We start from the raw sequence: 24388 nt of genomic DNA on the forward strand, positions 1-24388 counted from the left end.
GGTCAGGTTCGCCGCAGACCGAGGAGATCCCATGGCCACGACCAACCGCCCCCGACTGCTCCGCCGGACGGCGGCCGCGTTCGCCATCGCGGCCGCGACCCTGACGACGGCCGCCTGCGGGGAGGACGTCGTCGACGACGGCGTCGAGCAGAACGTGGAGGAGGGCGTCGACCAGGTCCAGGAAGAGGTCGAGGACGCCACCGACGGCGAGGGCTGAGCGCCTCGCTCCACCGCGCCGCCCGTCAGCCGATGATCCAGCGTCGCCAGTGCGGGCGGACGAGATCGGCGAGGACCGCGTAGCCGGCGGCGCCGGGATGCGCACCGTCGCCGGCAGCCACCTCGGCCGTCCAGGTGGGGTCGGCAGCGAGGGTGGTGAGGACGGGGACGTACGGCACGCCGTGCTCCGCGCAGGCGCTCGCGAAGCGGCCGTCGAGGGCCGCGGTGCGCTCGTTCTGGAACCCGTCGGCGACGGCGGGCGGCCCCACCACGAGCAGCGGCCAGCCGGCGGCGGCGGTACCGGTCAGCACCCGGGTGAGCGCCGCGACCGACCGCTGGGGCGCCAGGCGCGGGGCGCCGTCCTCCTCCGTCGTGTCGTTGACCCCGGTGGAGAGGACGACGCGTGACTCCCACGCCCCGCCCGCCAGCCGGGGGCGGCACTCGGCCGCCCACCGGTCGGCGACCTCGGCGGTGGTCTGCCGCCGCACGCCCAGGACGTAGCTCGTCGACGGCAGGCCGTCGCGTGCGTCGGCGGCGGCCAGCCGGCCGGCCCAGCCGAGGTGCTCGGGGTCGCCGATCCCGGCCACGTAGGAGTCGCCGACGAAGCAGATGCGCAGGTCACGCGGCATGGCCCCATCCTGGCCGCTCCGCCCGGTGATCGGCGCTGCCAGGGCTGGAGTGCCAGAGCGTGCGAGATGCCCCGGACGCCGCACGACGGGCGGCGGGCGGCGGGCGGCGTGTCGTCGCGTCGTCCCCGGCAGGCGTGATGTCGGCGTAGAGCGACCTCCGGGAGCCGGTCGGCTGCCGGCGTCACGACGAGAGACGGCGCGTCGGTCGTGAATGCATCAGTGGCGCCGGTCGTCTGCCCGGAACCGTTAGGTTCCGGGCATGACGGTCGTGATCGGTCTGGTGCTGGTCCTCTCGGCGGTGGTCGTGGCCGTCCTGCAGGCGGGGTGGGTCGCCCGGTCGGCTCGGCTGCCGCTCCAGTGGTGGCGCGTGTCCCAGCCGCTGCCCACCAAGCAGCGGTACGCCTCCGATCTGACCATCGCCGCACTGGTCCTCGCCGGGGCGTTCACGGCCGAGCACGGCCGGCCCGTCTGGACCTTCTACGTGGTCGGTGTCGGCGGCGCGGTGGTGGTCGCCGCCGCTCAGGCCGCCACCGTCCGCCTGCTGCGCAGTCGCGAGAGGGCCACTGCCGCCACGGGCTCCTGACGCCCGGCGCGTCAGTGGCCGGAGCTGCCCGGACTGGAGTGCCAGAGCTTGCGGGGTGGCCCGGACGCCGCACGACGGGCCGCGGTCGCGGCGTCGTCGCCGGCCGGCTTGATGTCGGCGTAGGGCGACATCCGGAAGCCCGTCGGGTGCACCAGCACCGGCCGCACGACGACGGGCCGGCTGCTGCGCGACGCCGCAGCCCCGGTGATCGCCTGCTCGGTGACCTCCCTGCCTTCTCCCGCCCACCCCGCAGCCATCAGCTCCGCCACCGCCTCCATGCCACCGGCCTCCCAGGCCTCGTGCAGCGCCGGTAGCTCCCAGGCCCCGGTGGCCCGCAGCGACACCCCGCGTGGCCCGGTGCGGCGCAGCACCCCGCGGATGACCAGCAGCCACGAGTGGAAGACCGTCGCGGCGTACGGCCCCTGCGCGTCCTCGAAGAAGGTGGAGTCGGTGCAGCCCGAGCCGTCGTCCAGGGTCACGAACACCACGCGCCGGCCGGACCGGATCGGCGGCGTCTGGGTGGCCACCTTGACCCCGGCCACCAGCACCTCCGAGGCGCTGCGGCAGCCGAGCAGCTCTCCGGCCGGCACCGCGCCCAGCGCGGCGAGGAACGGCCGGTAGAAGTCGACGACGTGCCGACTGGCGTCCAGCCCGAGCACCTCCAGCTCGGCGCGCACCAGCTCCGCGTCGGTGAACTCGGGCAGCCCGCTGCTCTCCGCCCAGGACGGCGCGGCCGCCTGCCCCTCGGCCTCCTCCTCGGGAAGACCCAGCCCCATCAGGTCGAGGCTCAGCTGCCCGTTGGAGCTCGCCCGCGCGCCGCTGCGGCTCCACCTGTCCAGCTCGCTGATCTGCAGCAGCAGGTCGCGCCGGGTCACCTGCCGGCGTCGCCGGGTGGGCCGGCCGGCCTCGCGGTCCCGCATCCCGAACCCGTACAGCGAGTCGAACCCGCCGGCCAGCACCAGCCGCTCCACCACCGGCCGGGACACCGACGCCCGCGACCAGAAATCCGTCAGTGACCGATAGGGCTGCCCGTTGACGATCCGGGCCACCTCGTCGTCGGAGATGCCCTTCACGTCGGCCAGGGCGAGCCGGATGCCGTACCGCGACGGATCGGGCATCGCCACCGGCATCCACTCAGGCCGCCGCCACCCGCCCCGGTCGTCGGTCTCACCCTCCACCTCATCCTCAGGGTCTGCGCCGTCGTCGCTGGTCAGGCGCTCGATGCGGTAGCTGCCGGCCGAGGCGTTGACGTCCAGGCCCAGCACCCGGATCCCGAAGTTGCGGGCGTCGTCGAGGATCAGCCGCTTCGGGTACATGCCGGGGTCGTGGGTCAGCACCCCGGACAGGAAGGCCGCCGGGTGGTGCGTCTTCAGCCACGCCGACTGGTAGGTGGGCAGCGCGAACGCCGCCGCGTGCGCCTTGCAGAAGCCGAACGACCCGAAGGCCACCAGCACCTGCCAGACCTGCTCGGCGACCTCCACCGGGTAGCCGGCGTCCAGCACGCGGGGCATGAACCAGGCCCGCACCTCGGGATGGGCGTCCTTCTCCCCCAGCGCGCGGCGCACCTCGTCGGCCTCGGCCAGCGTGCACCCGGCCATCCGGGACACCACCTGCAGCACCTGCTCGTGGAAGACCACCACCCCGGCGGTCTCGGCCAGCGCGAACTCCAGGTCGGGGTGCGGGTACTCCGCGTCGCGCCAGCCGTTCCGGGCCAGGAGGAACGGGGTGACCATGTCGCTCTTCACCGGCCCGGGCCGGAACAGCGAGATGTCGATGATGAGGTCCTCGAAGGTCTGCGGCCCGAACTTGCCGACCAGCTCGCGCTGACCCGGGGACTCGATCTGGAACATGCCGAGCGTGCGGGTCGAGCGGATCAGCTCGAAGGTCGTCGGGTCGTCCCGCGGCACGGCGTCGATGTCCACCTGCTCGTGGTCCACCCGGGCCACCTCGTCGAGGGCGTGCGCGATCGCCGACTGCATCCGGATGCCGAGCAGGTCGAGCTTGAGCAGCCCGAGCTCCTCGACGTCGTCCTTGTCGAACTGGCTCATCGGGTAGCCGAGGTAGCTGCTCTCCACCGGGGTGCGGTCGAGCAGCGTGGCATCCGACAGCAGCACGCCGCAGGGGTGCAGCGCGATGTGCCGGGGCAGCCCGTCGAGCCGGGAGACGAGGTCGAACAGCAGGTCGAGGTCGCCGGTGCCGCCGGCCCGGCGCGAGCCGTACCTGCTCGCCTGCAGCTCGGGCAGGTCGCGCAGCGCGGCGTGCACCTGGTTGGCCCGGATGTGCGGGAACGCCTTGGCGACGGCGTCGATCTCCGCCTGCGGCAGCCCCAGCGCGGCGCCGACGTCGCGGATCGCGTGCCGCACCCGGTAGGTGTCCATCATCGAGATGCAGCTGACCCGGTCGGCGCCGAACCGGTCGATGACCGCGTCGTAGACCTCCATCCGGCGGGCGGACTCCACGTCGATGTCGATGTCGGGCAGCTGGTGGCGCAGCGGGGAGAGGAACCGCTCCATCAGCAGCCCGTACCGCAGCGGGTCGACGTCGGAGATGCCGAGCAGGTAGGTGACCAGGCTGCCGGCGCCCGACCCGCGCGCCGCGGCACGAACCCTCAAGCTCTTAATGAGGTCGACGACGTCGGCGACGGTGAGGAAGTAGGAGGGGTAGCCGAGGGACTCGATGACCCCGAGCTCCTCGGCCAGCCGCTGCCGCACCCGCGCCGTGGGCGTCACGCCGCGGCGACCCAGCCCCGCCTCGCAGCGGGCCCGCAGCACCTGCGCGGAGCTCATCCCCCGCTCCGCGGGCGAGGTGACGACGTCGAGCTCGGGATAGCGGACGGTGCCCACGCCCAGGTCGCCGGCGACGTCGACGGCGCACTGCTCGGCCAGCCGGGCGGTGCGCTCGAGCAGCCGCAACGCGGCGTCCCGGTCGGGGCCGACGAGGTCCTCGGCGACCTCGGCCATCTCCTTGCCCGACTTCAGGTAGCCCTCGGCGGTGGTGCGGTCGACGTGCCGGGCACCGAGCGGCACCAGTCGCCGGGCCGCGTCGAGCACGTCGGCGGTCGGCGCGTCCAGGGCGTCGACGTAGCGGACCGCGTTGCTGAGGACCACGGGCACCTGCTGCTCGGCGGCGAACCGCAGCGCCGCCTGCGCGCGCTGCCGGTCACCCCGGCCGCGGTGGTGCACCACCTCCAGCGCCAGCCCGGACCCGAACACCGCCCGCCAGGCGTCGAGCTGGTCGGCGGCCAGGTCGGCCCGACCGGCCAGCAGCGCCCGCCCCACCGGCGAGTCCGGCCCCAGCAGCGGGACCAGCCCGTCGGCGTGCTCGGCGGCGATCGCCAGCGAGCTCACCGGCTCGCCCCGGGTGCCGCGCAGATGGGTGGCGCTGGTGAGCCGGCACAGCGAGCGCCAGCCGGCGCCGTTCCGGGCCAGGAAGGTGACCCGGGGCAGCCGCGGGTCGACGCTCGCCCCACCCCGCGCCGGGGCCCGGCGGGCGGACGCCGCGGCCCGCGACCGGGGGGCCCGCGCCGTGGCGGGGTCCTCCCCCAGCACGTGCGCGAGCGCCGGCGGCACGCTCGTGCCCAGCGCCGGCGCCACCGCCAGGTCCACCCCGAAGATCGGCCGCACCCCCGCCGACCGGCAGGCCAGCGCGAACTTCACCGCGCCGTAGAGCCCGTCCCGGTCCGTGAGGGCCAGGGCCGACATGCCGTGCTCGGCGGCACGGGCCACCAGATCAGCCGGGTGGTTGGCCCCGTACCGCATGGAGTAGCCGGAAGCGACGTGCAGGTGGACGAAGGGGTCGCTCACCGCCTGGTCCGGGACATGGAACCGGACACAGCACCGGACACAGCACCGGACACCGGACCGCCGACCACGTGCGGCCGGGGGCAGCGGGGCCCGACGACGTCCAGCCGCGCCTCGACCACGTCGAGGAAGCCGCGCACGTCGCGGACCAGGTCGTCGGCCTCGCGCTCGGTGACCGCACGGGACAACCCGGCCTCGGCGGCGGCGCGCTTGCCCGCGCCCGCGGCGAAGAAGGTGGCCCACTCCCCCAGCTCCGGGGCCACCTGCCCGAGCAGGACCCAGGCGCTGCGCGGCCGGCGGCGGCCGGCCTCGGGACGGGTACGGGCAGCCAGCACCGCCGCTGCGGCGCGGAGGGCCGCGAGGTGCGCGGTGGCGTACCGCTCCCGCGGATCGGGGGCCGCGGCGGCCGCGGCCAGCCCGCGGTGGGCCTGGCCGAGCAGCGCGGTGGCGGCGGCAGGCAGGGCGGGGGGCAGCGGCAGCTGGGCGGCCGGCACGGCCCGGGCGGCGCCCATCAGTCGTGCACCCGGACGAGCCACCAGCGGTTGGCCGAGGCGTCCCACGAGAGGTCGAACACGCCGGCGAAGCTCATCCGCGACCGGCCGGCGCGGACCGCCTCGACCCGCCAGACCTCGCGGGGGGCCACCAGCTCGGCGGAGGCGCCACCGACGGCGCTCTCGTCGCGCAGCCACCACGGCGCCGTCTCGACCCAGGAGTCGAGCAGCTCGCCGACGGCGTAGCGCGACTGCCCGCGCCAGAACTGCACCGGCCCGAGCGGACCGCGCTCGACCTGCACCTCTTCGCCGGCCCGACCGACGACCTCACCGAGCACCCGGCTCATGACAGACCTCCCCACGCCTCACCCCGCGCACGCCGACCCGGCGTCCACCGGCGGGGAAGAGCCGGGCGGAACGGGCCACACGGTGTTCGAACGTCTGTTCGAACACGTGTCCAGTAGACCCGAGCGCCCTGGCGTCGTCAAGCCGCGCGCACGGCCCGGCGCGCCCCCGGCGCAGCGGTGGCAGGATCAGTGCATGAGCCGACCCCCGCACCCCCGGGTGGCCGCCGTCGCCCGGGCCCTCAGCGAGGCCGGCGCCGGGGGCGAGGTGCGCGTCCTCCCGGAGGAGGTCCGCACCGCGGCCGCCGCGGCGGCCGCCCTCGACGTACCGGTCGGCGCGATCGTCAACAGCCTGGTGTTCCTCGCCGACGGGTCCCCCGTGCTGATCCTCACCAGCGGGGCGCACCGGGTCGACGCCGGCCGGGTCGCCGCCCTGCTGGGCGTGGCCTCCCTGGAGCCCGCGCCGGCCGCCGAGGTCCGCCTGCACACCGGCCAGCCGCCCGGCGGCGTCGCGCCGCTGGGCCACCCCGCCCCCCTGGGCACGCTGGTCGACGTCGAGCTGGCCCGCTACGACCGGGTGTGGGCCGCCGCCGGGCACCCGGCCGCCGTCTTCCCGACCGACTACGAGGAGCTGCTGCGGCTCACCGCCGGCACCCCCGCCGAGGTGGGGGACGGGCCGGTCGACGCCGCACCGACCACCCCCGCCCGCCCGGAGGTGGCGGCGCTGTGACCGGCACCCGGCCCGCCACACGGATCCTCGAGCTGCCCGCGCCGTGGATGCGGGAGCACATGCACGAGGTGCTGGCCATCTACGGGGTGGCCATGGGCTACGACTCCGGCATCGTGGCCGGGCGGTACGGCTACGCGATCCAGCACACCGAACGTCCCGGCTTCCGCGCCGTCGGCGCCTTCGCGCAGACGTCCGAGGGCGAGCGCCTGGTCGGGTTCGGGTACGGCTACCTCGTCGCGCCCGGCCAGTGGTGGCACGACCAGGTGCGCGCCGCGCTCGACCGGCGGACGGCGAAGAAGTGGCTGCCCGGCGCCTTCGAGGTCTGCGAGCTGCACGTCGACCCCGACTCCCAGAGCCTCGGCCTGGGCCGCCAGCTGCTGCACGCGCTGGTCGACGTGCCGCACCCGGTGGCGCTGCTCTCCACGCCCGACGCCGACACCAAGGCCTTCCGCCTGTACCGGGCCGACGGCTTCGTCGACCTGGCCCGCGGCTACCACTTCCCCGGGGACTCCCGCCCCTTCGCCATCCTCGGCGCCCGGCTGCCCCTGCATCCGCGGGACGGCTCGGCGGCGAACTCCCGAGCGTGACCACCGCACCCTCCCCCGCCTCCGGCCCCGTCGACGTCCTCGTGGATGCCGTCGTCGTGGGCTCCGGCCACAACGGCCTCGTCGCCGCCTGCTACCTCGCCGCCGAGGGCCTGTCGGTCGAGGTGGTGGAGTCCGACGACGTGCTCGGCGGCGCGGTGTCGACGGTCGAGCGCTGGCCCGGGGTCCGGGTGGACCGCGGCTCCAGCGCGCACGTGATCGTGCGGCACAGCGGCATCGTCGAGGAGCTCGGCCTGGCCGGCCACGGGCTGCGCTACATCGACTGCGACCCGTGGGGGTTCGCGCCGGCGCCGTCCCCCGGCGCCCCCGGCCCCGACGGCCTCCCGCTGGTCTTCTCCGTCGACCTGGACGCCACCTGCGCCTCCATCGAGGCCGCCTGCGGCCCGGAGGACGCCGCCGCCTACCGCCGGTTCGTCGGCGTGTGGGGTCCGCGCAGCCGCGCGGTGGTGGCCTCCTTCGGCCGGGCGCCGAGCGCCGGCGGGCTGGTCCGCTCCTTCTGGCCGCTGGGCGCCCCGGCCGAGGGCCGCCCGCGCACCCCCGGCGGCGAGCTCGCCGTCGACTTCCTGGGTTCCGGGGACGCGCTGCTGGACAGGTGGTTCACCAGCGAGCGCCTCAAGGCGGCGCTGGCCTGGTTCGGCGCGCAGTCCGGCCCGCCCATGTCCGAGCCCGGCACGGCCGCGATGGTGGGCTGGGTGGCGCTGCTGCACGACGTACCGCCCGGCCACCCCGTGGGCGGCTCCGGCGGACTCACCCAGGCCCTGCGGCACCGGCTGGAGTCCGACGGCGGCCGGGTGGTGCTCGGCGACGGCGCCGAACGGCTGCTGGTCGAGGACGGGCGCGTGACCGGGGTGCGCACCCGGTCCGGCCGCACCGTGCGGGCCTCCGCCGTGGTCGCCGCCTGCCACATCGACGTCACCCGGCGCCTCGCCGGGGACGACGCCCCGCCGGTGCTGGCCGACGCGGCGCCGCCGATCGGCAACGGCTTCGGCCTGGTGGTGCGGGCGCTGACCGACGCCCCGCCGTCCTATCCCGGCGTCGCCCCCGAGCAGGCGCTGCACGGCTTGCAGCTGCTGTGCACCGACCGCGGCCAGCTCGCCGCCGCGCACGGCGACTGGGGAGCCGGCCGGGTTCCCCGCGAGCCGGTGCCCCTGGCGATGTCGTTCTCGGCCAGCGACCCCACCCTGGCGCCGCCCGGGCGGCACGTCGTGACGATCTGGGGGCAGTGGTACCCCTACGCCCTGGCCGACGGCGCCGACTGGGACGCCCTCGCCGAGACCGAGGCCCAGCGGCTGATCGAGGCCGTCGACCGGTACGCGCCCGGTTTCGCGGACTCGGTCCAGGAGACCTACGTCCAGACGCCGCTGGCGCTGGAGCGGGAACTGTCCCTGCCCCGGGGCAACGTCATGCACGTGGAGATGGGCCTGGCCAGCATGTTCGCCTTCCGGCCGGCCCCTGGACTGTCCGGCTACCGGGTGCCGGGGCTCCCGGGCCTCTACCTGGCCGGCGCCTCGACGCACCCCGGCGGCGGGGTGTCGGGCAACTCGGGGCGGACGGCGGCCCGGGTGCTGCTCGCCGACCGCCGGGCCCTCCCCCGCGCCCGCGCGGCGGCGGACAGGACCCTGCGCCGCGCCGCCGCCCGGCTGGTCCGGGCGCGGCCGTGATCCCGTCGATCGCCGCGATCCCGCTGCCGCGCGACCTGACCGTCCGCCGGCTGGTGCCACTGGCCCTGGCGCTGGCCCTCGTCGGCACGGCGATCGCCTATCCGCTCACCGACGGCGGCACCCGGAACGCGGTCAGCTGGGCGATCGTGCTGCTGGGCGCGACGCTCTCGGTGGTGCACGCGTCGCTCAGCCGCGGGCTGCGCGCCGGCGTCACCGTCCTCCTGCTCGTCGGGGCCGTGTCGGTGGCGTTCGAGTCGGTCGGCCTGGCCACCGGCTACCCGTACGGCAGCTACACCTACAGCGACACCCTGGGCCCCACGCTGCTCGGCGTCCCGTTCCTGGTGCCGCTGGCCTGGCTGATGATGGCCTGGCCGAGCTGGCTGCTGGCCGAGCACCTCGCTCCCCGCCGCCGGCCGGTCCGGATCGCCTGGGCGGCCGGGATCTTCGCCGCCTGGGACGTGGTCCTGGACCCGCAGATGGTGCAGGCCGGCTACTGGACCTGGGCGGACCCCTCCCCGGGCCTGCCCGGGATCGACACCGTGCCGCTCACCAACCTGGCCGGCTGGCTGTTCGCCGGTGCGGTGCTCATGACCCTGCTCGACCTGCTCGTGGCCCGCACGCGGCACCCCGGCCCGTCGCGGATCGGTCCGGCGGCCCCGTTCCTCGCGCTGGGGTGGATGACCCTCGGCGGGGCCCTGGCGCACGCCGGCTGGCTGGGGCTGCCCGGCTCGGCCGCCTGGGGCGCGGTGCTGGCGGTGCCCGTCCTCCTGGCCCTGGCGGCGCGGCACCGACGGGAGCGGCGGTGAGCGGTCGCCTGGTGCGCACGCTGGCCGCCGTGTCGGTGGTCGGTGCCGCGCACGCCGCGGTCAACGCCGCGCTGCTGCGCCGTCCACCGGCGGACCCGCCGTCGTCCGGCCGGCCGGTCACGGTCGTCCTCCCGGTACGCGACGAGGCTGCGCAGGTGGGCGCCTGCCTGGCCGCCCTGCTCGACCAGCGCGGGCTCGACCGCCTCCGGGTCGTCGTGGTCGACGACGGCTCCACCGACGGCACCGCCGACGTCGTCCGCGCGGTGCACGACCGGCGGGTCCGCCTGGTGACCGCTCCCCCGCTCCCGCCCGGCTGGCTCGGCAAGCCGCACGCCTGCGCCGCCGGGGTCGCGGCCGCGGCACCGCAGGGCGACGGCGAGGTGCTGGTGTTCGTCGACGCCGACGTGCGGCTGTTCCCCGACGCGATCGCCGCCGCTGTCGACGTCCTGGACGGCAGCGGGCTGGACCTCGTCTCGCCGTGGCCGCGCCCGCTGGCGGTGGGGGCGGCGGAGCGCCTGGTGCAGCCGCTGGCCCCGTGGCTCTGGATCACGACGCTCCCGCTGCGCCTGGCCGAGCGCTCGCCCCGGCCGTCGCTGGCGGCCGCCAACGGCCAGTTCCTCGTCGTGCGCCGCGACGCCTACGAGCGGGCCGGCGGTCATGCCGCCGTCCGCGGCGAGGTGCTGGAGGACATCGCCCTGCTGCGTGCCGTCAAACGGTCCGGTGGCCGCGGCGGACCGGTCGACGGCTCGCGGCTGGCCGCCTGCCGGATGTACGAGGGCTGGCCGCAGGTGCGCGACGGCTACGCCAAGTCGCTCTGGGCGTCGGTCGGCGGCCGGCCGGCCGGGGGGCTGGCCGCGGCGGCGGCGCTGACCGCCGTCTACGTGCTGCCCCCGGCGGCCGCGCTGACCGGCTCCCGTGCGGGGCTGGTCGGCTACCTGGCCGGGGTCGCCGGGCGGGTGGCCAGCGGGGTGGCCGGTGGCAGCCGGGTGTGGCCCGACGCGCTGGCGCACCCGCTGTCGGTGCTGGTGCTCGACGTCCTGATGGTCGGCTCGGTGCGCGGCCGGCGGCGCGGGACGCTGCGCTGGCGCGGTCGCACGGTGACCGCCGACCCCGCCGGGCCGACCCCGGTGTCCTCGGCGACGATGGCCCGGTGACCACTCCCGAGCAGTCCCGGCCGCGCACCACCTTCGACCCGGAGCAGATGGAGACCGGCGCGTTCTACCGGGTGATGAACTCCGTGGTCGTGCCGCGCCCGATCGCGTGGGTGTGCAGCCGCTCGGCCGAGGGCGTGGACAACCTGGCGCCGCACTCCTTCTACACCGTCGCCTGCGTGGACCCGCCCATCGTGCAGTTCACCTCGGTCGGCCGGAAGGACTCGCTGCGCAACGTGGAGGCGACCGGCGAGTTCACCGTGAGCCTCACGCCGGAGGCGCTGTTCGAGAAGATCAACGCGACCGGCACGGACTTCCCCGCGGGGATCAGCGAGGCCGAGGCCGTCGGCGTCCGGCTGGAGCCGTCGGACAAGGTGTCGGCGCTGCGGGTCGCCGACTCCCCCGTCACCCTCGAGTGCACCCTGCACAGCACGCTGCGGCTGGGCGACAGCACGGTCGTGCTCGGCCGGGTGGTGCACGTCAGCGTCTGGGCCGACGCGGTGCGGGACGGGCGCCCGCGCATCGAGCAGCTGCGCCCGCTGGCCCGCCTCGGCGGCAACGAGTGGGCGACGATCGGCGAGGTGCGAGAGATCGCCCGCATCCCCTACCGCGGGTGGGCCGAGGACCCCTCGATCGGCGAACGCCTCAGAGGCAGCTGATCAGCCGGGCAGGTGGGCGGCGACCTCGTCGGCCGCCTCGGCCCCGAAGGCCTCGGCGAAACGGGCCAGGAAGCTCTCCCGCGGCAGGTCGTACTCCTGCGTGCCGACGACCTCGACGGCCGCGGTCGCGACGGCCGAGCCGAGCTGGGTGGACCGCTCGAGCCCCAGGCCCCACGCCCGTCCGGCGATGAACCCGGCGCGCAGCGCGTCGCCGCCGCCGGTGGGCTCCACCGGCTTGGTCTCCGGGACGGCGATGACGGTCAGCGGCTCCTCGCCGGCCCGCCGCACCAGGACGCCGTCGGCCGCCCGGGTGGTCACCCAGCAGCCGACGCGCTCGAGCACCTCGTCGGCGGTCCAGCCGGTCTTCTGCAGCAGCAGGGCCGCCTCGTACTCGTTGGTGAACAGCACCTCGGCGCCGGCGACCAGCTCGCGGATCATCTCGCCGTCGGCCCAGGCCAGCTGCTGGCTGGGGTCGGCGGCGAAGGGGTAACCGCGGTCGCGGCACTCCTGGGTGTGCCGCACCATCGCCGTCGGGTCGTTGGGCCCGACGACGACGAGGTCGGCGCCGCCCACGCGGCCGACGACCGGCGCCAGCTCGATCTGCGAGGCCTCGGCCATGGCGCCCGAGTAGAACGACGCGATCTGGTTGTTGGCCTCGTCGGTGGTGCAGACGAACCGGGCGGTGTGCTTCAGCTCCGACCAGTGCACGCCGGCGGTGTCCACGCCGTGCCGGGTGAGCCAGGCGTCGTAGTCGGCGAAGTCGCTGCCGACGGCGCCCACGAGCACCGGCGTCAGACCCAGCAGCCCCAGCCCGTAGGCCATGTTGGCGCCGGCGCCACCGCGGTGCTGCACGAGGTCGTCGACCAGGAAGGAGAGCGAGACGTTCTCCATCTGGCCCTCGACGAACTGCTCGGTGAACCGACCGGGGAAGGTCATCAGGTGGTCGGTGGCGATGGAGCCGGTGACGACGACGGGCACGGGGTTCGCTCCTGGGAGAGGTGTGGCTGGCGTCGACGGCGGCGGGCCGGCTGCGAGGGCCTGGAAGGGGGCGGGGCACCGAACACCTTAGGAGCCGCCTTCCGCCGGTGCCCTGGCGAGGTGCACGCCCGGCCGGTCAGTCCGGTGGCGGGACGTCCCCCTCGCCGGGCCCGCCGAGCTCCCCGCGCAGCCAGAGGCCGAGCTGGACGACGCCGACGGCGCCCAGCAGGGCACCGACGGCGGCCCCGCTGGTGACCACCACGCGGTCGGCGCCCAGCCCGGCGACCTCCAGGCCGGACACCACTCCGGCGCCACCGAGGGTGAAGCCGGCCAAGGCCACCCGAGTGGGGCGCTCCCACAGCGAGATGGGGCCGGTGCGGTGCACGCCCGCCTGGCCGGCGCGCGCCCGCAGGTAGTCCGGCAGCCAGCACAGCGCACCGAAGGTGACGGCGAGCCAGCTCGGCGCACCGGCTGCCCACAGCGCCGCGGCGTAGGCGGCCTCGGTGAGCCGGTCGACGACGGAGTCGAGCACGTACCCGCGCTGCGAGGCCCGGCCGGTGCCGATGGCGAGGGCGCCGTCCAGGCTGTCCAGCAGCCCGGAGAACCCGACCAGCACGCCGGCCAGCACCAGCCAGGCCCCACCGGCGGCGGCCGGGGGCACGGCCGCGGCCGCGACCAGCACGCCGGCGGCCGTGGCCACCCACGGCGGCAGGGCGGCGAGCGGCCGGGCGAGCGTGTGCGCCAGCGTCAGCCAGCCGCGGACCAGCGGCGCGCCGGTGTCTGCGCCACCGTGCCAGCGCGACCAGGCGGCCAGGTACTCGTCCCGCGTCAGCACCGCGCCTCCTCCCCCGGCCGTCGGACCCACCAGGGACAGTAGGGCCATGCCCGCCGCCTCCCCCACGCGACGCCTGCTGCTGGTCCTCCTCGCGGTGGCGGTGCTGGGTGCGGCGGCCCTCGCCGTCGTGCTGCTCACCCGGGAGCACGGCCCGGCGGCGTCGGTCCGGCTCCCCGCGGCCGGAGAGGAGCCGGGGCCGGTCCTCCTCGTGCCCGGGTACGGCGGCAACACCGCGGTGCTGGAGCCTCTGGCCGACCGGCTGCGGGCGGCCGGCCGGGACGTCACCGTGATCGCGGTCCCCGGCGACGGCACCGGTGACCTGCGGGAGTCCGCCGCCGTCCTCGATGCCGGGGCGAGGGCCGCGCTGGAGCGCACGGGGGCGGAGAGCGTCGACGTCGTCGGCTACTCGGCCGGTGGGCTGGTGGCGCGGATCTGGGTGGCCGACGGCAACGCCGACGTGGCCCGCCGGGTGGTCACGCTCGGCGCCCCGCACCACGGCACCGAGCTGGCCGGGTTCGCCGGGGCCTTCGCCGCCGACCGGTGCCCGGACGGGTGCCGGCAGATGGTCCCCGGCAGCGACCTGCTGGTCGGGCTGAACGAGGACGAGACCCCCGACGGGGTCGACTGGGTGTCGCTCTGGACCGAGCAGGACTCCGTCGTCACGCCGCCCGGCTCGGCCCGGCTCGACGGCGCGCTGAACCTGCCCGTCCAGTCGATCTGCGCCGGGGCGCGTCTGACCCACCAGGGCCTGCCGACCGCCCCGGTCGTCACGGCGATCGTCGTCGAGCAGCTGACCGCCGACGAGGTGGTGCCGCTCGCCGCCGCGGACTGCGCCCGCCTGGGCGGCTGAGCGCCTCAGCCGAGCGCGACGACCAGGCAGCAGCCGGCCAGCAGCAGTGCGACGGGGGTCATGAGCATCCGCTCGGGGCGGCTGCGCGAGATCCCGTTCATCAGGACGCCGAGGGCGAAGTAGCCGGTCAGTACCCAGATGCCGACGTCAGCCACCGCCTCGGGCAGGACCACGAGCGCCCCGGCCGCCTGCAGGATCACCACGGCGAACGCCGCGTACAGGACGACGGAGACCGCGCTGCCGACCCGCAGCCCGCGCGGCAGCACGTCGTGCTGCCCGCCCCAGGCGAACCGGCCCAGCGGCCGGCCGGCGACCAGCAGGAGCTGGAGCACGGCGAGGCCGGCGAGGAGCAGGCAGGCAACGACGGAGGCAGCGGTGACCACGCGCGCAGGCTACGGCTCCGGCCGGGCCCACCTGCGCGGCGCGCGGCACTCGACCGACGGAGAAAGTGCTGGTGGACGGCTTGCTGCGCGGATTGTTCGAACATATGATCGAACGCATGTCCACGGATGCGCCGAGCGACTGGTATGCCGAGGTACGCCGCCGCGCGGTGGCGGCGGGTCGACGGCGCCGGGCGGCCACCGCCTCCACGGACTGGCCCGAGTTCGCACCTCCGGTGGCCCTGTCCGACGGGCCCCTGGGCGAGGTCCAGGCCGCGGACCGCGAGATCGCCCGCCAGACCGCGTTGCGGGCACGTGCGGTGGCCCGGTTCGCCGCGGACCGTCCGGCCACGGCCGACCGGGCGCAGGGCGAGCCGGGCGCCATGAGCGCCGAGCGCTGGGCCACCCGCCCGGCCAACCTGCGGGCGGTGAGCGAGTGGGCGGGGCGCGAACTCGTGGTGGCTCTCTCCCTCAGCGCGCAGGCCGCCGATGCCCTGCTGACCCGCTCGCTCGACCTGGTGCACCGGCTGCCCGGGACGCTGGCCGCGCTGGAGGCCGGTGCACTCCACCCGGGGCATCTGTGGACGATGCTGGACAAGGTCGCCCCGATCGAGGACGCCGTCATCCGCGCGGAGGTGGAGGCCGAGCTGCTGCGCTGGGCCGTCGGCCGGGTCGTCTCCCCCGCTCAGCTGGGCGACAAGGCACGCCGGGAGGTCGCGCGGCGGGACGCCAGGGCCGCCGCGCGACGGCTGGAGAAGGCCCTGGCGCAGCGTGGCATCCACCTGCGGCCGCACGACGTCGACGGCATGGCCACCCTGACCGTGATCGCCACCATGCCCGAGGCCCGGGCGCTGCACCGGGCGCTGGTCGCCTGCGCCGACTCCCTGGCCACGGACGACGACCCGCGCACCCGAGGGCAGAAGATGCTCGACTGCCTGCTCGACCTCGTGCTGCGGCCCGGTGAGAGCGAGCTGCCGCCGGTTCAGGTGCTGCTCACCGTGGTGGCGTCGATCGCCACGCTGTCCGGTGGCGACGAGGCCGGGGAGATCGACGGCCAGGTGATTCCCGCGGAGATGGTCCGGCAGTTCCTCGCCGCCCTGACCGGGGTGGGCCCGGACGATCCGACCGGCGGCGACGGAGCGGATCACGGGCGCCCGGCCGATCCGATCCCGTGGCAGGAGCGGGAGCAGGGGGAACTCGAGGGCTGGTGGGCGGAGATGGAGCGGCGCGTCCTGGCCGGCGAGCTGGTCGACCCGGATCCCGAGCCCTGCCCGCTCTCCTCGCAGGACCTCGACGGCCTTCCGCTCGACCGCGACCCGTCGCCCGGGGGCACCGACCCGGAGCTCGAGGACGGCGCCCCGGGGCCCGGCGATGACGACCTCGGACCCGGCGGCGGCGAGCTGGAGCCGACGGATCGTCGGGCGACGGCCGATCGGGCGGTCGACGACGCCGGGCAGGCGCCCGGGCCGCCGAACCGATGGGCAACGGCCGATAGGGCCGTCGACGACGCCGGACAGGCGGTCGAGCGCGCCCACCGCGCCCTGGCCCGGGCCGAACGGGCCGTGCGCACCGCCGCGGTCGCCGACACCGCGGACGAGGACGCCTGGCGGGCGGGACCCGGCGGACGTGTCGCCGACGCCGCGGACTCCATCGCCGGACTGCGGGCGGTGGGTGCGGCACAACGCGACCTGATCGCCGAACTGTTGTCCACGACCGGCGGGGGCGGGCTGGCCGAGCGTCCGCGCATCGCCCTGACCGACGCGCTGACCGGCGCGCTGGTCGCTCTCACCGACCTCCCCGGACTGCGCCGGGCGGGCACCTGCGGCCTGGCCGCCTGCCGCCGGCACGATGCCTGCTGCCGCCACGACCTCTCTGCCCGACCGGGGGTTGGCCCGCCCGGGCCCACGGACGGCTACCGCCCGTCCGCCGGGCTCGACCGCTTCGTGCGCGGCCGCGACAGGCGCTGCCGGTTCCCGGGCTGCCGTCGGAGGGTGCCCCGGGGCGGCGAGCTGGACCACAGCCACCCCTACCCCGCGGGCCCGACCAGCGCAGGAAACCTGGCCGGGTACTGCACCACCGACCACCGCGGCAAGCACCAGGCACCGGGGTGGCGGCACCGGCTCGACGCGGACGGCACCCTCACCGTGACCACCCCGACCGGCCTCGTCGCCGTCACCGCCCCGCCGCCGTACTGACGGGGTCACCGGGGACCACCGTGGGTGAAAGCGTCCGGCCCGGGGCATGGTCGGCCCATGGCTGCACCTCTCAGCGACGCCGTCGTCGTCGACGTCCTGCGCCGGGTCGACCGGTTGCTCACCCCGCTGGCCACCCGGCTCGGCCGGCCGCCCGCGCTCCCCCGCGACCAGCGCGACAGCTGGTGGGCCGACCAGGTCTCCCGGGTGGCGGCGGGCGTCTCGGCTACGCCCCGCTTCGCCGGCAAGCTCGCCGACCTGCTGCCGCTGCAGAACACCGTCGGCACGGCGGTGCAGTCCCTCGTGGTGCTCGGCGTGGCCGGGGAGCACGACGTCACCGCACCCGCCGAGCGGGTGTCCCTGCTGGCCCGGGTCCTGCTCGACCGCGAGCTGCCCGCGAGCCGCGTCGAGCCGCTGCTGGCGGGCGGCAAGGGCACCTACGTCCAGGGCACCCTCGGCCCGCGGGAGGAGCGCACCGGCGTCCGGGGCGCCGGCCGCACCCTGTGGCGCGCCGCCCGGCTGCTCAGCCGGATCGACGACGCGCTCGACGCCCGCCCGAAGGGCCGGCTCGCCGCGCGGGCGCTGTCGAACCTGCCGGTCGTGGGCGTGGTCGGCGGCTACCTCGCCGAGCGCGAGGGGCTCCGCCGCGCGGCCGCCCGCGCCGCCGACCTGCTCGAGGGCGCCGTCAGCCCCTGACGTCGCCGTCGGGGCCGACGAGGTTGGTGAACACGTCGCGGGTCGCCGTCGACCGGTTCATGGTGATGAAGTGGATGCCCGGCACGCCCTCCTCGAGCAGGCGGGCGCACAGGTCGGTCGCCACCTCCACACCGAGCGCCCGCACCGCCGCCTTGGCCTCCGGGCCCTCCCCGTCGAGCGCGGCGAACCGCTCGGCCAGCTCGGCGGGGAACGCCTGGCCGGACAGCTCCACGATCCGGGTGATCTGCCGGACGTTCGTGACCGGCATGACCCCGGCCAGGATCGGCACCTCGCAGCCGCGCGCGGTCACCCGGTCGCGCAGCCGCAGGTAGTCCTCGGCCCGGAAGAACATCTGGGTGATGGCGAAGTCGGCGCCGGCCTGGCACTTGGCGACGAACCACTCGACGTCGGAGTCGAAGTCCGGCGAGCGCGGGTGCCGCTCGGGGAAGGCGGCCACCCCGACGGAGAAGTCACCGATGGAGCGGATCAGCTCCACCAGCTCAGAGGCGTACTGCAGCCCGTCGGGGTGGGCGACCCAGTCCGACTGCGGATCGGCACCCGGCGGGTCGCCGCGCAGGGCCAGCAGGTTCCGCACGCCCGCCGCGGCGAGCCGGCTGACGACGTGTCGCAGCTCGGCGACGCTGTGGTCGACGGCCGTCAGGTGGGCCAGCGGGGTCATCGTCGTCTCGGCGGCGATGCGCTCGGTCACCGCGACGGTGCCCTCGCGGGTGGAGCCGCCGGCGCCGTAGGTCACCGACACGAAGGAGGGCCGCAGGCGCTCGAGCTCGCGCAGCGCCGTCCACAGCTGCGCCTCCCCCTCCGGCGACTTCGGGGGGAAGAACTCGAACGACCACGTCGGGCGCTCGGTGGCCAGCAGCTCGCGCACGGTCCGGGTCACGCCAGCCGAGGGTACGGGCGTAGCCCAGGTCACCCGACCGGCAGCTCCCGGTTTCCTCCCCTCCGGGTGCATCCGCACCGGGGTCCGGGGACGAAGAGCGGCAGGAACACGCACACCACAGAGCGCGGACGGAGGTCCTCATGGACCGCAGCACGGGCATGACCACGCTGACGAGGTCGGCCACCGCCGGGTTGGGCGATACTGAACAGATGATCGCCGGGGCGCAGCAGCGCGAGTCCGCCCGCTCCGCCCCCACCCTGGCCGCCGCAGAGCTGGACCGGCTGCGCGCCGCCGTCGCCGAGGCGCTGACCGACTTCCTCGACCGGCAGCGCGCGACGCTCGCCGCCATGGACCCACGGCTGGCCCCGGTCACCGACGAGGTCTGCGCCATCGCGGAGGGCGGCAAGAAGCTCCGCCCCTCCTTCGCCTACTGGGGCTGGCGCGGCGCCCGGCACGCCGGCGCCGGCGCGGGCGAGGAGGACGCGGCCGTGCTGCGGGCCGTCGCCGCGCTGGAGTTCGTGCACGCCAGCGCGCTGGTCCACGACGACGTCATGGACGCCGCCGGCACCCGCCGCGGCCGGCGGACCACCCACATCGGCTTCGCCGACCGGCACGCGACCGAGGACCTCTCCGGTGACCGCGACCTCTTCGGCGTCGGCGCCGCCATCCTCGTCGGCGACCTCGCCCTCGTGTGGTCCGACGAGATGCTGCGCTGCTCGGGGATCTCCGAGGCCGCCCTGGGCCGGGCGCGCGCGGTCTGGGACACGATGCGCACCGAGGTCACCGCCGGCCAGTACCTGGACCTGCTCCGTGCCGCCGGTGGGCTGCCCGGCGCCGAGGGCGCCCTGACGGTCGCCCGCTACAAGAGCGCCGGCTACACGGTGCAGCGGCCGTTGCAGCTCGGCGTCGCGATCGCCGGCGCCGGCCCCGCGGTGGTCGAGTCCTGCACCGCCATCGGCCTGCCCCTGGGCGAGGCGTTCCAGCTGCGCGACGACGTCCTCGGCGTGTTCGGCGACCCGTCGGTCACCGGCAAGTCCGCCGACGACGACCTGCGCGAGGGCAAGCAGACCCTGCTCATCGCCCTCGCCGAGGAGGTCGCCGACGACGCCGGCCGCCGGCTGCTGCGCGACCTGCTCGGCAACCCCGACGCGGGCACCGACGAGTTCGACGCCCTGCGCGCGCTGCTGGTCTCCACCGGCGCCCGCGACCGGGTGGAGGAGCGGATCACCCGCCGCACCGTGGAGGCGCGGGCCGCCATCGCCGACGCCCCCATCGCCGACGACGCCCGGGACGCCCTCGACGCGCTCGCCGTCGCCGCCACCACCCGCACCGCCTGATGGTCCGCACCGTCCCAGGTCGCACCGATCGCGTCGTCGTCGTCGGGGCCGGGCTGGCCGGGCTCGCCACCGCGCTGCGGCTGCGCGGCGCCGGCCGCGAGGTCACCGTGGTCGAACGCGGCGAGGGCCCGGGCGGGCGGGCCGGGCGCATCGAGCGCTCCGGCTACGCCCTGGACACCGGCCCGTCGGTCTTCACCGCCCCCGAGGTCGTCGCCGACACCCTGGCCGCCGTCGGGGAACGGCTCGAGGACCGGCTGACGCTGCGCCGGCTGGACACCAGCTACCGCGCGCAGTACGCCGACGGCACCCACCTGGACGTGCACGCCGACCCCGACGCGTTCGCCGCCGAGGTCGCCGCGCTGTGCGGTCCGGCCGAGGCCGACGCGCTGCGCCGCTACCTGGCCGACCTCGCCGAGCTCTACCGCCTGCAGCTGACCACCTTCATCGACCGCAACCTCGACTCCCCGCTGGACCTGCTCGGCCCCGAGCTGGTCACGCTGGCCCGCCGTGGTGGGTTCGGCCGGCTGTCCCGGCACGTCGGCAGGTACTTCGCCGACGACCGGCTGCGCCGGCTGTTCAGCTTCCAGGCGCTCTACGCCGGCGTCTCGCCGTTCCGCGCGATCGCCGCCTACGCCGTCATCGCCCAGCTGGACATCGGTGCGGGCGTCTGGCACCCCGAGGGCGGCATCGCCGCGGTCCCCCGGGCGCTGGGCGCGGCGGCCGCCGACGCCGGCGTGGTCTTCCGCTACGGGACCTCGGTGGCCGAGCTGGAGACCAGCGGCGGCCGGGTCGGCGCCGTCCGGCTGACCGACGGCGAGCGGCTGCCCTCCGACGCCGTCGTCGTCACCTCCGACGCGCCGCACACCCTCGTGCCCGGGCTCAAGGGCCCGCGCCGGCCGGTCTACTCCCCCTCGTGCGTCGCCCTGCACCTCGGCGTCCGGGCCGAGGTGCCTGGGCAGGCGCACCACACCATCAGCTTCGGCGCCGCCTGGGAGCAGGTGTTCGACGAGCTCACCCGCGACGGCCGGCCGATGAGCGACCCCAGCCTGCTGATCAGCATGCCGTCGGTGACCGACCGCAGCCTGGCGCCCGACGACGGCCAGGTGCTCAGCGTGGTCGCGCCCACGCCCAACCTGGACCCGCGCAGCGGCGGCAACCCCGACCTGGACTGGACGGAGCTCGCGCCGCGGTACCGCGAGGAACTGCTGGCGACCCTGGAGGCCCGCGGCTTCACCGGCGTCGGCGACGCGATCGAGGTGGAGCACATGGACACCCCCGAGACCTGGGCCGCGCAGGGCATGGCCGCAGGCACGCCGTTCGCGCTGGCGCACACCTTCGGCCAGACCGGCCCGTTCCGGCCCTCGACGCTGCCGCGCAGCGGTCCGGAGAACGTGGTGCTGGCCGGCTCCTCGGTGCAGCCCGGCGTCGGCGTCCCGATGGTGCTGATCAGCGGCCGCCTGGCGGCCGAGCGGATCACCGGGCCGGTGGGCCGGTGACCGCCCTCCGCCCGCCGGGCACCCAGGCCGCCCGCCAGGAGCAGCTGGCCGCGGCGTACCGGCACTGCGCGGCGATCGCCGCCGAGCACGGGAAGAGCTACCACCTGGCCACCCGCCTCCTCACCGCCGACCGACGGCCGGCGGTGCACGCCCTCTACGCCGCCGCACGGGTGGCCGACGACCTGGTCGACCACCCCGGCGCCGACCCCGAGGGCGACCTCGCGGAGTGGTCGCGGGCCGTGCTCGCCGAGCTGGAGGCGGGCTGGTCCGACGACCCGGTCCGGCTCGCGCTGGTGCACACCTACCGCCGCTACGACATCCCGCTCGAGCACCTCGTCGACTTCCTGGCCGCGATGACCAGCGACCTCGACATCACCGGCTATCCCGACCTCGCCGCCCTGGACCGGTACATGTGGGGCTCGGCGTCGGTCATCGGGCTGCAGGTGCTCCCCGTCCTGGGCACGGCCCGGGGCGTCCCCCGCGAGGAGGCCGCGCCGCACGCGATCGCGCTGGGCGAGGCGTTCCAGCTGACCAACTTCCTCCGCGACGTCGGCGAGGACGTCGACCGCGGCCGGGTGTACCTCCCCGAGGACCTGATGGCCGCCCACGGCGTGACCCGGGAGCAGCTCGAGGCCAAGCGGTTCGACGACGGCTTCCGCGAGCTGATGCGCGAGATGGTCGCGATCGTGCGCCGCCGCTACGACGACGCCGCCCCGGGGACGCCGATGCTCGCGCCGGAGTCGCGCGACTGCGTGCGGGCGGCCACCGCCCTCTACGGCGGGATCCTCACCGAGATCGAGCGCGCCGACTACCGGGTGCTCGACCGGCGGGTGTCGGTGCCCAAGCCGCGGCGCCTGGCCGTGTTCGCCCGCCGGTTGACCGCCGCCCAGCTGGCCAGGGTGAGGGTGACCATGGCGAACCCGAAGAGCAGGTCCTCCACCGGCGCGTAGGCGATCCGCGGCCCCCAGATGGTGCGCTCGTCGTAGGTGACGACGTCCAGGCCGGTGAGCACGCCGTTCATCAGGAGCTGGAACGTCACGATGATCGCGTAGGCGGTCCAGAAGACCTTCCGCGTCACCATGCGCGTCCGGTAGACGGCCAGGTCGACGACGAGGACGGCGACGACGGCGAGGACGGCCAGGGTCGAGTAGCTCACCGCCCGGTCACCTCTCCCCCGGGCAGGGCCTCCTCGGCGGGGTAGCCGGCGTCCCAGCCGGTCACCTTGCGCACCGCCTCCAGCGCCAGCACCGAGCACAGCGGGACGACGAGGAAGAAGAGCACCTCCTCCACCGGGATGCCCCCGGGCAGGCGGACGCCGAGGGTGCGCACGTCCGAGTAGTCCCAGTGGCCCTGGGTGATCGCGTAGAGCACCCAGACGACGAACACGGTGAACTCCGGCACGACGGCCAGCAGCAGCCGCCGCCAGCGGGCGTAGACCCGCACCCGGAGGACGAGCTCCAGCGGTGCGGTCACCACGAGGCAGCCGACCAGCAGCCCGAGGTAGGTCAGCTGCTCCACGTCAGCAGCTTCGTCCCGGTGCCCCCGGCCGGATGCATCGGCTCAGAACGCCAGGGCCTGGGCGCGGCGGGTGACCTCGGTGTGCCGGTCGTCGCGGAGCGCCTGCACCGGCGTGCCGGGGAGCGTGTCGTCCTCCCGGAACAGCCAGTCGAAGGCCTCCTCGTCGGTGAAGCCGCCGTCCTGCAGCACCGTCAGCAGACCCGGCAGGTGCTTGAGGATCACGCCGTCCTGCACGAAGTCGGCGGGGATCTTGCCGTTGCCGCTGCCGGGGACGGCCATCAGCTTCCGGTCGCGCAGCAGCTGGCGGACCCGGTTGGGCGAGGTGCCCAGGAGCTGGGCGACCTCCGTGGGGGTGAGCGTGTCCATAGAGTGCCAGCCTATGGCGAGCAGCGAGCCCACGAGCAGCCCGGTGCCGGGACAGCGACGGCGTGCCGTCGGCGAGGAGACCCCGGAGGACCGGGAGCCCCCGTTCCTGGACCTGGACCTGCTCGAGGCCCGGGCCCGCGAGCTCCTGCCGCCCGACGTCTTCGACTACTACGCCGGGGGCGCGGAGACCGAGACGACGATGGCCGAGGCGACCCCCGCCTGGCGGTCCTGGCGGCTGCGCCCCCGGGTGCTGCGCGGCACCGCCGACGTCGACCTGTCCACCGAGCTGCTGGGCACCCCCGTCCGCACCCCGATCGGCGTCGCCCCGTGGGCCTACCAGGGGATGGCGCACCCCGACGGCGAGCTGGCCACCGCCCGCGGCGCGGCGGCGTCCGGGGCGCTGATGACCGTCTCCACCAGCGCCACGCACACCCTGGAGGAGGTCGCCGCGGCGGCCGACGGCCCGCAGTGGTTCCAGCTGTACCGGCTGCACTCCGCCCGGCACACCGACGACCTGGCCCGCCGCGCCGGGGACGCCGGCTACCGCGCGCTGGTGCTCACCGTCGACCTCGCCCTGCTGGGACGCCGGCGACGGGACCTGCGCCACGACTTCGCGCTGCCGGCGGGCCTGCGGATGGCCAACCACCCGCCGGCCGACGCCGAGCCGTCGCTGCGGGACCTCGCCACGGCGAACTGGACCTTCGACGACATCGCCCGCTTCGGCGACCTCTCCGGTCTGCCGGTGGTGGTGAAGGGTGTCCTGCGCGGCGACGACGCCGCCCGGTGCGTCGCCGCGGGTGCCGCCGCCGTCTGGGTGTCCACGCACGGTGGCCGGCAGGTCGACCCCGCGGTGGCCAGCGCGCACGCCCTCCCCGAGGTGGTCGAGGCGGTCGGCGGCGACGCCGAGGTGTACGCCGACGGCGGGGTCCGGTCGGGCTCCGACGTGCTCACCGCGCTCGCCCTCGGCGCGTCGGCGGTGTTCCTCGGGCGCCCGGTCGCCTGGGGGCTGGCCACCGGGGGTGCGGCAGGTGTCGGCGGGGTGCTCGACGGGCTGACCGAGGAGCTGGCGCACACGATGGCGCTGTGCGGACTCCCGGAGGTGCGGTCGGTGCCGCGGGACACCGTGGCGCCCGCCGGCGTGATCCGGCGCACCTGACCATTCGCCAC

25 protein-coding genes and 1 pseudogene are annotated in these 24388 nt (G+C 76.0%); 15 read left to right on the forward strand and 11 right to left on the reverse strand.

The window, feature by feature from the left end; genetic code table 11:
• Positions 1–31 precede the first annotated feature (31 nt).
• Positions 32–217 carry a hypothetical protein gene (locus GCU60_RS01720; protein ID WP_163201902.1) on the forward strand — a complete coding sequence of 62 codons (186 nt, stop codon included), beginning with the start codon at positions 32–34 and terminating at the stop codon, positions 215–217.
• Between the two features lie 25 nt (positions 218–242).
• Here GCU60_RS01720 and GCU60_RS01725 read toward each other — a convergent pair whose 3' ends face one another.
• Positions 243–845 (reverse strand): GDSL-type esterase/lipase family protein, encoded by a 603-nt coding sequence (locus GCU60_RS01725; RefSeq protein WP_163201903.1) that lies wholly within the window; start codon positions 843–845, stop codon positions 243–245.
• Between the two features lie 259 nt (positions 846–1104).
• Between GCU60_RS01725 and GCU60_RS01730 the strand changes: the two genes are divergently transcribed.
• Entirely contained in the window at positions 1105–1428 is a 324-nt protein-coding gene (locus tag GCU60_RS01730; RefSeq protein ID WP_163201904.1) for a hypothetical protein, read from the forward strand.
• A gap of 11 nt (positions 1429–1439) precedes the next feature.
• Here GCU60_RS01730 and GCU60_RS01735 read toward each other — a convergent pair whose 3' ends face one another.
• The 3 genes from GCU60_RS01735 to GCU60_RS01745 are packed head-to-tail and all read right to left on the reverse strand — an operon-like array spanning position 1440 to position 6066.
• Positions 1440–5231 carry a DNA polymerase III subunit alpha gene (locus GCU60_RS01735; protein ID WP_163201905.1) on the reverse strand — a complete coding sequence of 1264 codons (3792 nt, stop codon included), beginning with the start codon at positions 5229–5231 and terminating at the stop codon, positions 1440–1442.
• Positions 5228–5740, reverse strand: coding sequence for an SAV_6107 family HEPN domain-containing protein (locus GCU60_RS01740; protein WP_163201906.1), 513 nt, complete (start codon positions 5738–5740; stop codon positions 5228–5230). Before GCU60_RS01740 ends, GCU60_RS01735 begins: the two co-directional genes overlap by 4 nt.
• Complete coding sequence (locus GCU60_RS01745) at positions 5740–6066, reverse strand: DUF6504 family protein (RefSeq protein WP_163201907.1); 327 nt, start codon at positions 6064–6066, stop codon at positions 5740–5742. Before GCU60_RS01745 ends, GCU60_RS01740 begins: the two co-directional genes overlap by 1 nt.
• A 193-nt stretch (positions 6067–6259) precedes the next feature.
• Between GCU60_RS01745 and GCU60_RS01750 the strand changes: the two genes are divergently transcribed.
• The 6 genes from GCU60_RS01750 to GCU60_RS01775 are packed head-to-tail and all read left to right on the forward strand — an operon-like array spanning position 6260 to position 11675.
• Positions 6260–6793 (forward strand): YbaK/EbsC family protein, encoded by a 534-nt coding sequence (locus GCU60_RS01750; protein WP_163201908.1) that lies wholly within the window; start codon positions 6260–6262, stop codon positions 6791–6793.
• The gene (locus GCU60_RS01755) at positions 6790–7380 is read left to right on the forward strand and encodes a GNAT family N-acetyltransferase (RefSeq protein ID WP_163201909.1); all 591 of its coding nucleotides are present in this window, start codon (positions 6790–6792) and stop codon (positions 7378–7380) included. The genes GCU60_RS01750 and GCU60_RS01755 overlap by 4 nt, the downstream gene beginning before the upstream one ends.
• The gene (locus tag GCU60_RS01760) at positions 7377–9059 is read left to right on the forward strand and encodes a phytoene desaturase family protein (RefSeq protein WP_345770321.1); all 1683 of its coding nucleotides are present in this window, start codon (positions 7377–7379) and stop codon (positions 9057–9059) included. Before GCU60_RS01755 ends, GCU60_RS01760 begins: the two co-directional genes overlap by 4 nt.
• Positions 9056–9865 (forward strand): carotenoid biosynthesis protein, encoded by an 810-nt coding sequence (locus GCU60_RS01765; protein WP_345770322.1) that lies wholly within the window; start codon positions 9056–9058, stop codon positions 9863–9865. The genes GCU60_RS01760 and GCU60_RS01765 overlap by 4 nt, the downstream gene beginning before the upstream one ends.
• Complete coding sequence (locus GCU60_RS01770) at positions 9862–11019, forward strand: glycosyltransferase (protein WP_163201910.1); 1158 nt, start codon at positions 9862–9864, stop codon at positions 11017–11019. The genes GCU60_RS01765 and GCU60_RS01770 overlap by 4 nt, the downstream gene beginning before the upstream one ends.
• Positions 11016–11675, forward strand: a complete 660-nt coding sequence (locus tag GCU60_RS01775) for a flavin reductase family protein (protein WP_345770323.1) — start codon at positions 11016–11018, stop codon at positions 11673–11675. Before GCU60_RS01770 ends, GCU60_RS01775 begins: the two co-directional genes overlap by 4 nt.
• On the opposite strand, the gene GCU60_RS01780 is transcribed toward GCU60_RS01775, so the two are convergent.
• Together GCU60_RS01780 and GCU60_RS01785 are read right to left on the reverse strand one after the other, a co-directional pair.
• Positions 11676–12653 carry a PfkB family carbohydrate kinase gene (locus GCU60_RS01780; RefSeq protein ID WP_163201911.1) on the reverse strand — a complete coding sequence of 326 codons (978 nt, stop codon included), beginning with the start codon at positions 12651–12653 and terminating at the stop codon, positions 11676–11678.
• A gap of 136 nt (positions 12654–12789) precedes the next feature.
• Complete coding sequence (locus GCU60_RS01785; protein WP_204261211.1) at positions 12790–13536, reverse strand: CDP-alcohol phosphatidyltransferase family protein; 747 nt, start codon at positions 13534–13536, stop codon at positions 12790–12792.
• Between GCU60_RS01785 and GCU60_RS01790 the strand changes: the two genes are divergently transcribed.
• On the forward strand, positions 13535–14338 hold the full coding sequence (locus GCU60_RS01790) for a lipase family alpha/beta hydrolase (protein ID WP_204261212.1): 804 nt from the start codon (positions 13535–13537) through the stop codon (positions 14336–14338). The two genes, GCU60_RS01785 and GCU60_RS01790, sit on opposite strands and share 2 nt — an antisense overlap.
• Positions 14339–14343: 5 nt before the next feature.
• Here GCU60_RS01790 and GCU60_RS01795 read toward each other — a convergent pair whose 3' ends face one another.
• Positions 14344–14721 (reverse strand): hypothetical protein, encoded by a 378-nt coding sequence (locus GCU60_RS01795; RefSeq protein ID WP_163201912.1) that lies wholly within the window; start codon positions 14719–14721, stop codon positions 14344–14346.
• A gap of 116 nt (positions 14722–14837) precedes the next feature.
• Here GCU60_RS01795 and GCU60_RS01800 point away from each other — a divergent pair, with 116 nt between their 5' ends.
• Positions 14838–16913, forward strand: a complete 2076-nt coding sequence (locus GCU60_RS01800; RefSeq protein WP_239520279.1) for an HNH endonuclease signature motif containing protein — start codon at positions 14838–14840, stop codon at positions 16911–16913.
• 57 nt (positions 16914–16970) lie between these two features.
• Positions 16971–17606: a hypothetical protein gene (locus GCU60_RS01805; RefSeq protein WP_163201913.1), complete on the forward strand. Its 636-nt coding sequence runs from the start codon at positions 16971–16973 to the stop codon at positions 17604–17606.
• Here the strand turns inward: GCU60_RS01805 and metF are convergent.
• Positions 17596–18504, reverse strand: coding sequence for a methylenetetrahydrofolate reductase [NAD(P)H] (gene metF, locus GCU60_RS01810; protein ID WP_345770324.1), 909 nt, complete (start codon positions 18502–18504; stop codon positions 17596–17598). The two genes, GCU60_RS01805 and metF, sit on opposite strands and share 11 nt — an antisense overlap.
• 140 nt (positions 18505–18644) lie before the next feature.
• Here metF and GCU60_RS01815 point away from each other — a divergent pair, with 140 nt between their 5' ends.
• Genes GCU60_RS01815 through GCU60_RS01825 form a run of 3 tightly spaced genes read left to right on the forward strand, consistent with a single transcriptional unit; the run spans position 18645 to position 22287 of the window.
• Positions 18645–19841: a polyprenyl synthetase family protein gene (locus GCU60_RS01815; RefSeq protein WP_239520280.1), complete on the forward strand. Its 1197-nt coding sequence runs from the start codon at positions 18645–18647 to the stop codon at positions 19839–19841.
• The gene (gene crtI, locus GCU60_RS01820) at positions 19841–21337 is read left to right on the forward strand and encodes a phytoene desaturase family protein (RefSeq protein ID WP_163201914.1); all 1497 of its coding nucleotides are present in this window, start codon (positions 19841–19843) and stop codon (positions 21335–21337) included. The genes GCU60_RS01815 and crtI overlap by 1 nt, the downstream gene beginning before the upstream one ends.
• On the forward strand, positions 21334–22287 hold the full coding sequence (locus GCU60_RS01825; RefSeq protein ID WP_345770325.1) for a phytoene/squalene synthase family protein: 954 nt from the start codon (positions 21334–21336) through the stop codon (positions 22285–22287). Before crtI ends, GCU60_RS01825 begins: the two co-directional genes overlap by 4 nt.
• Here GCU60_RS01825 and GCU60_RS21460 read toward each other — a convergent pair.
• The 3 genes and pseudogenes from GCU60_RS21460 to GCU60_RS01840 all read right to left on the reverse strand — a co-directional run.
• A pseudogene (locus tag GCU60_RS21460) lies at positions 22284–22592 on the reverse strand (hypothetical protein); the annotation flags it as partial. The gene GCU60_RS01825 and the pseudogene GCU60_RS21460 sit on opposite strands and share 4 nt — an antisense overlap.
• Entirely contained in the window at positions 22490–22855 is a 366-nt protein-coding gene (locus GCU60_RS01835; protein ID WP_163201916.1) for a lycopene cyclase domain-containing protein, read from the reverse strand. The pseudogene GCU60_RS21460 and the gene GCU60_RS01835, both read right to left, overlap by 103 nt.
• 42 nt (positions 22856–22897) lie before the next feature.
• On the reverse strand, positions 22898–23221 hold the full coding sequence (locus GCU60_RS01840; RefSeq protein ID WP_163201917.1) for an Rv2175c family DNA-binding protein: 324 nt from the start codon (positions 23219–23221) through the stop codon (positions 22898–22900).
• A gap of 13 nt (positions 23222–23234) precedes the next feature.
• Here GCU60_RS01840 and GCU60_RS01845 point away from each other — a divergent pair, with 13 nt between their 5' ends.
• Positions 23235–24377, forward strand: coding sequence for an alpha-hydroxy acid oxidase (locus GCU60_RS01845; RefSeq protein ID WP_163201918.1), 1143 nt, complete (start codon positions 23235–23237; stop codon positions 24375–24377).
• Positions 24378–24388 lie beyond the last annotated feature (11 nt).

The sequence above is a fragment of the Blastococcus saxobsidens genome, from assembly GCF_010682065.1.
Taxonomy (GTDB): domain Bacteria; phylum Actinomycetota; class Actinomycetes; order Mycobacteriales; family Geodermatophilaceae; genus Blastococcus; species Blastococcus saxobsidens_B.

What these genes read in the sequence shown, in the direction of transcription:
- GCU60_RS01725 (WP_163201903.1), bottom strand. Translation starts at nt 845, where the DNA reads ATGCCGCGTGACCTGCGCATCTGCTTCGTCGGCGACTCCTACGTGGCC.
- GCU60_RS01815 (WP_239520280.1), top strand. Translation starts at nt 18,645, where the DNA reads ATGGACCGCAGCACGGGCATGACCACGCTGACGAGGTCGGCCACCGCC.
- GCU60_RS01745 (WP_163201907.1), bottom strand. Translation starts at nt 6,066, where the DNA reads ATGAGCCGGGTGCTCGGTGAGGTCGTCGGTCGGGCCGGCGAAGAGGTG.
- GCU60_RS01800 (WP_239520279.1), top strand. Translation starts at nt 14,838, where the DNA reads ATGTCCACGGATGCGCCGAGCGACTGGTATGCCGAGGTACGCCGCCGC.
- GCU60_RS01790 (WP_204261212.1), top strand. Translation starts at nt 13,535, where the DNA reads ATGCCCGCCGCCTCCCCCACGCGACGCCTGCTGCTGGTCCTCCTCGCG.
- GCU60_RS01840 (WP_163201917.1), bottom strand. Translation starts at nt 23,221, where the DNA reads ATGGACACGCTCACCCCCACGGAGGTCGCCCAGCTCCTGGGCACCTCG.
- GCU60_RS01720 (WP_163201902.1), top strand. Translation starts at nt 32, where the DNA reads ATGGCCACGACCAACCGCCCCCGACTGCTCCGCCGGACGGCGGCCGCG.
- GCU60_RS01785 (WP_204261211.1), bottom strand. Translation starts at nt 13,536, where the DNA reads ATGGCCCTACTGTCCCTGGTGGGTCCGACGGCCGGGGGAGGAGGCGCG.
- GCU60_RS01730 (WP_163201904.1), top strand. Translation starts at nt 1,105, where the DNA reads ATGACGGTCGTGATCGGTCTGGTGCTGGTCCTCTCGGCGGTGGTCGTG.
- GCU60_RS01805 (WP_163201913.1), top strand. Translation starts at nt 16,971, where the DNA reads ATGGCTGCACCTCTCAGCGACGCCGTCGTCGTCGACGTCCTGCGCCGG.
- GCU60_RS01740 (WP_163201906.1), bottom strand. Translation starts at nt 5,740, where the DNA reads ATGGGCGCCGCCCGGGCCGTGCCGGCCGCCCAGCTGCCGCTGCCCCCC.
- crtI (WP_163201914.1), top strand. Translation starts at nt 19,841, where the DNA reads ATGGTCCGCACCGTCCCAGGTCGCACCGATCGCGTCGTCGTCGTCGGG.
- GCU60_RS01750 (WP_163201908.1), top strand. Translation starts at nt 6,260, where the DNA reads ATGAGCCGACCCCCGCACCCCCGGGTGGCCGCCGTCGCCCGGGCCCTC.
- GCU60_RS01845 (WP_163201918.1), top strand. Translation starts at nt 23,235, where the DNA reads ATGGCGAGCAGCGAGCCCACGAGCAGCCCGGTGCCGGGACAGCGACGG.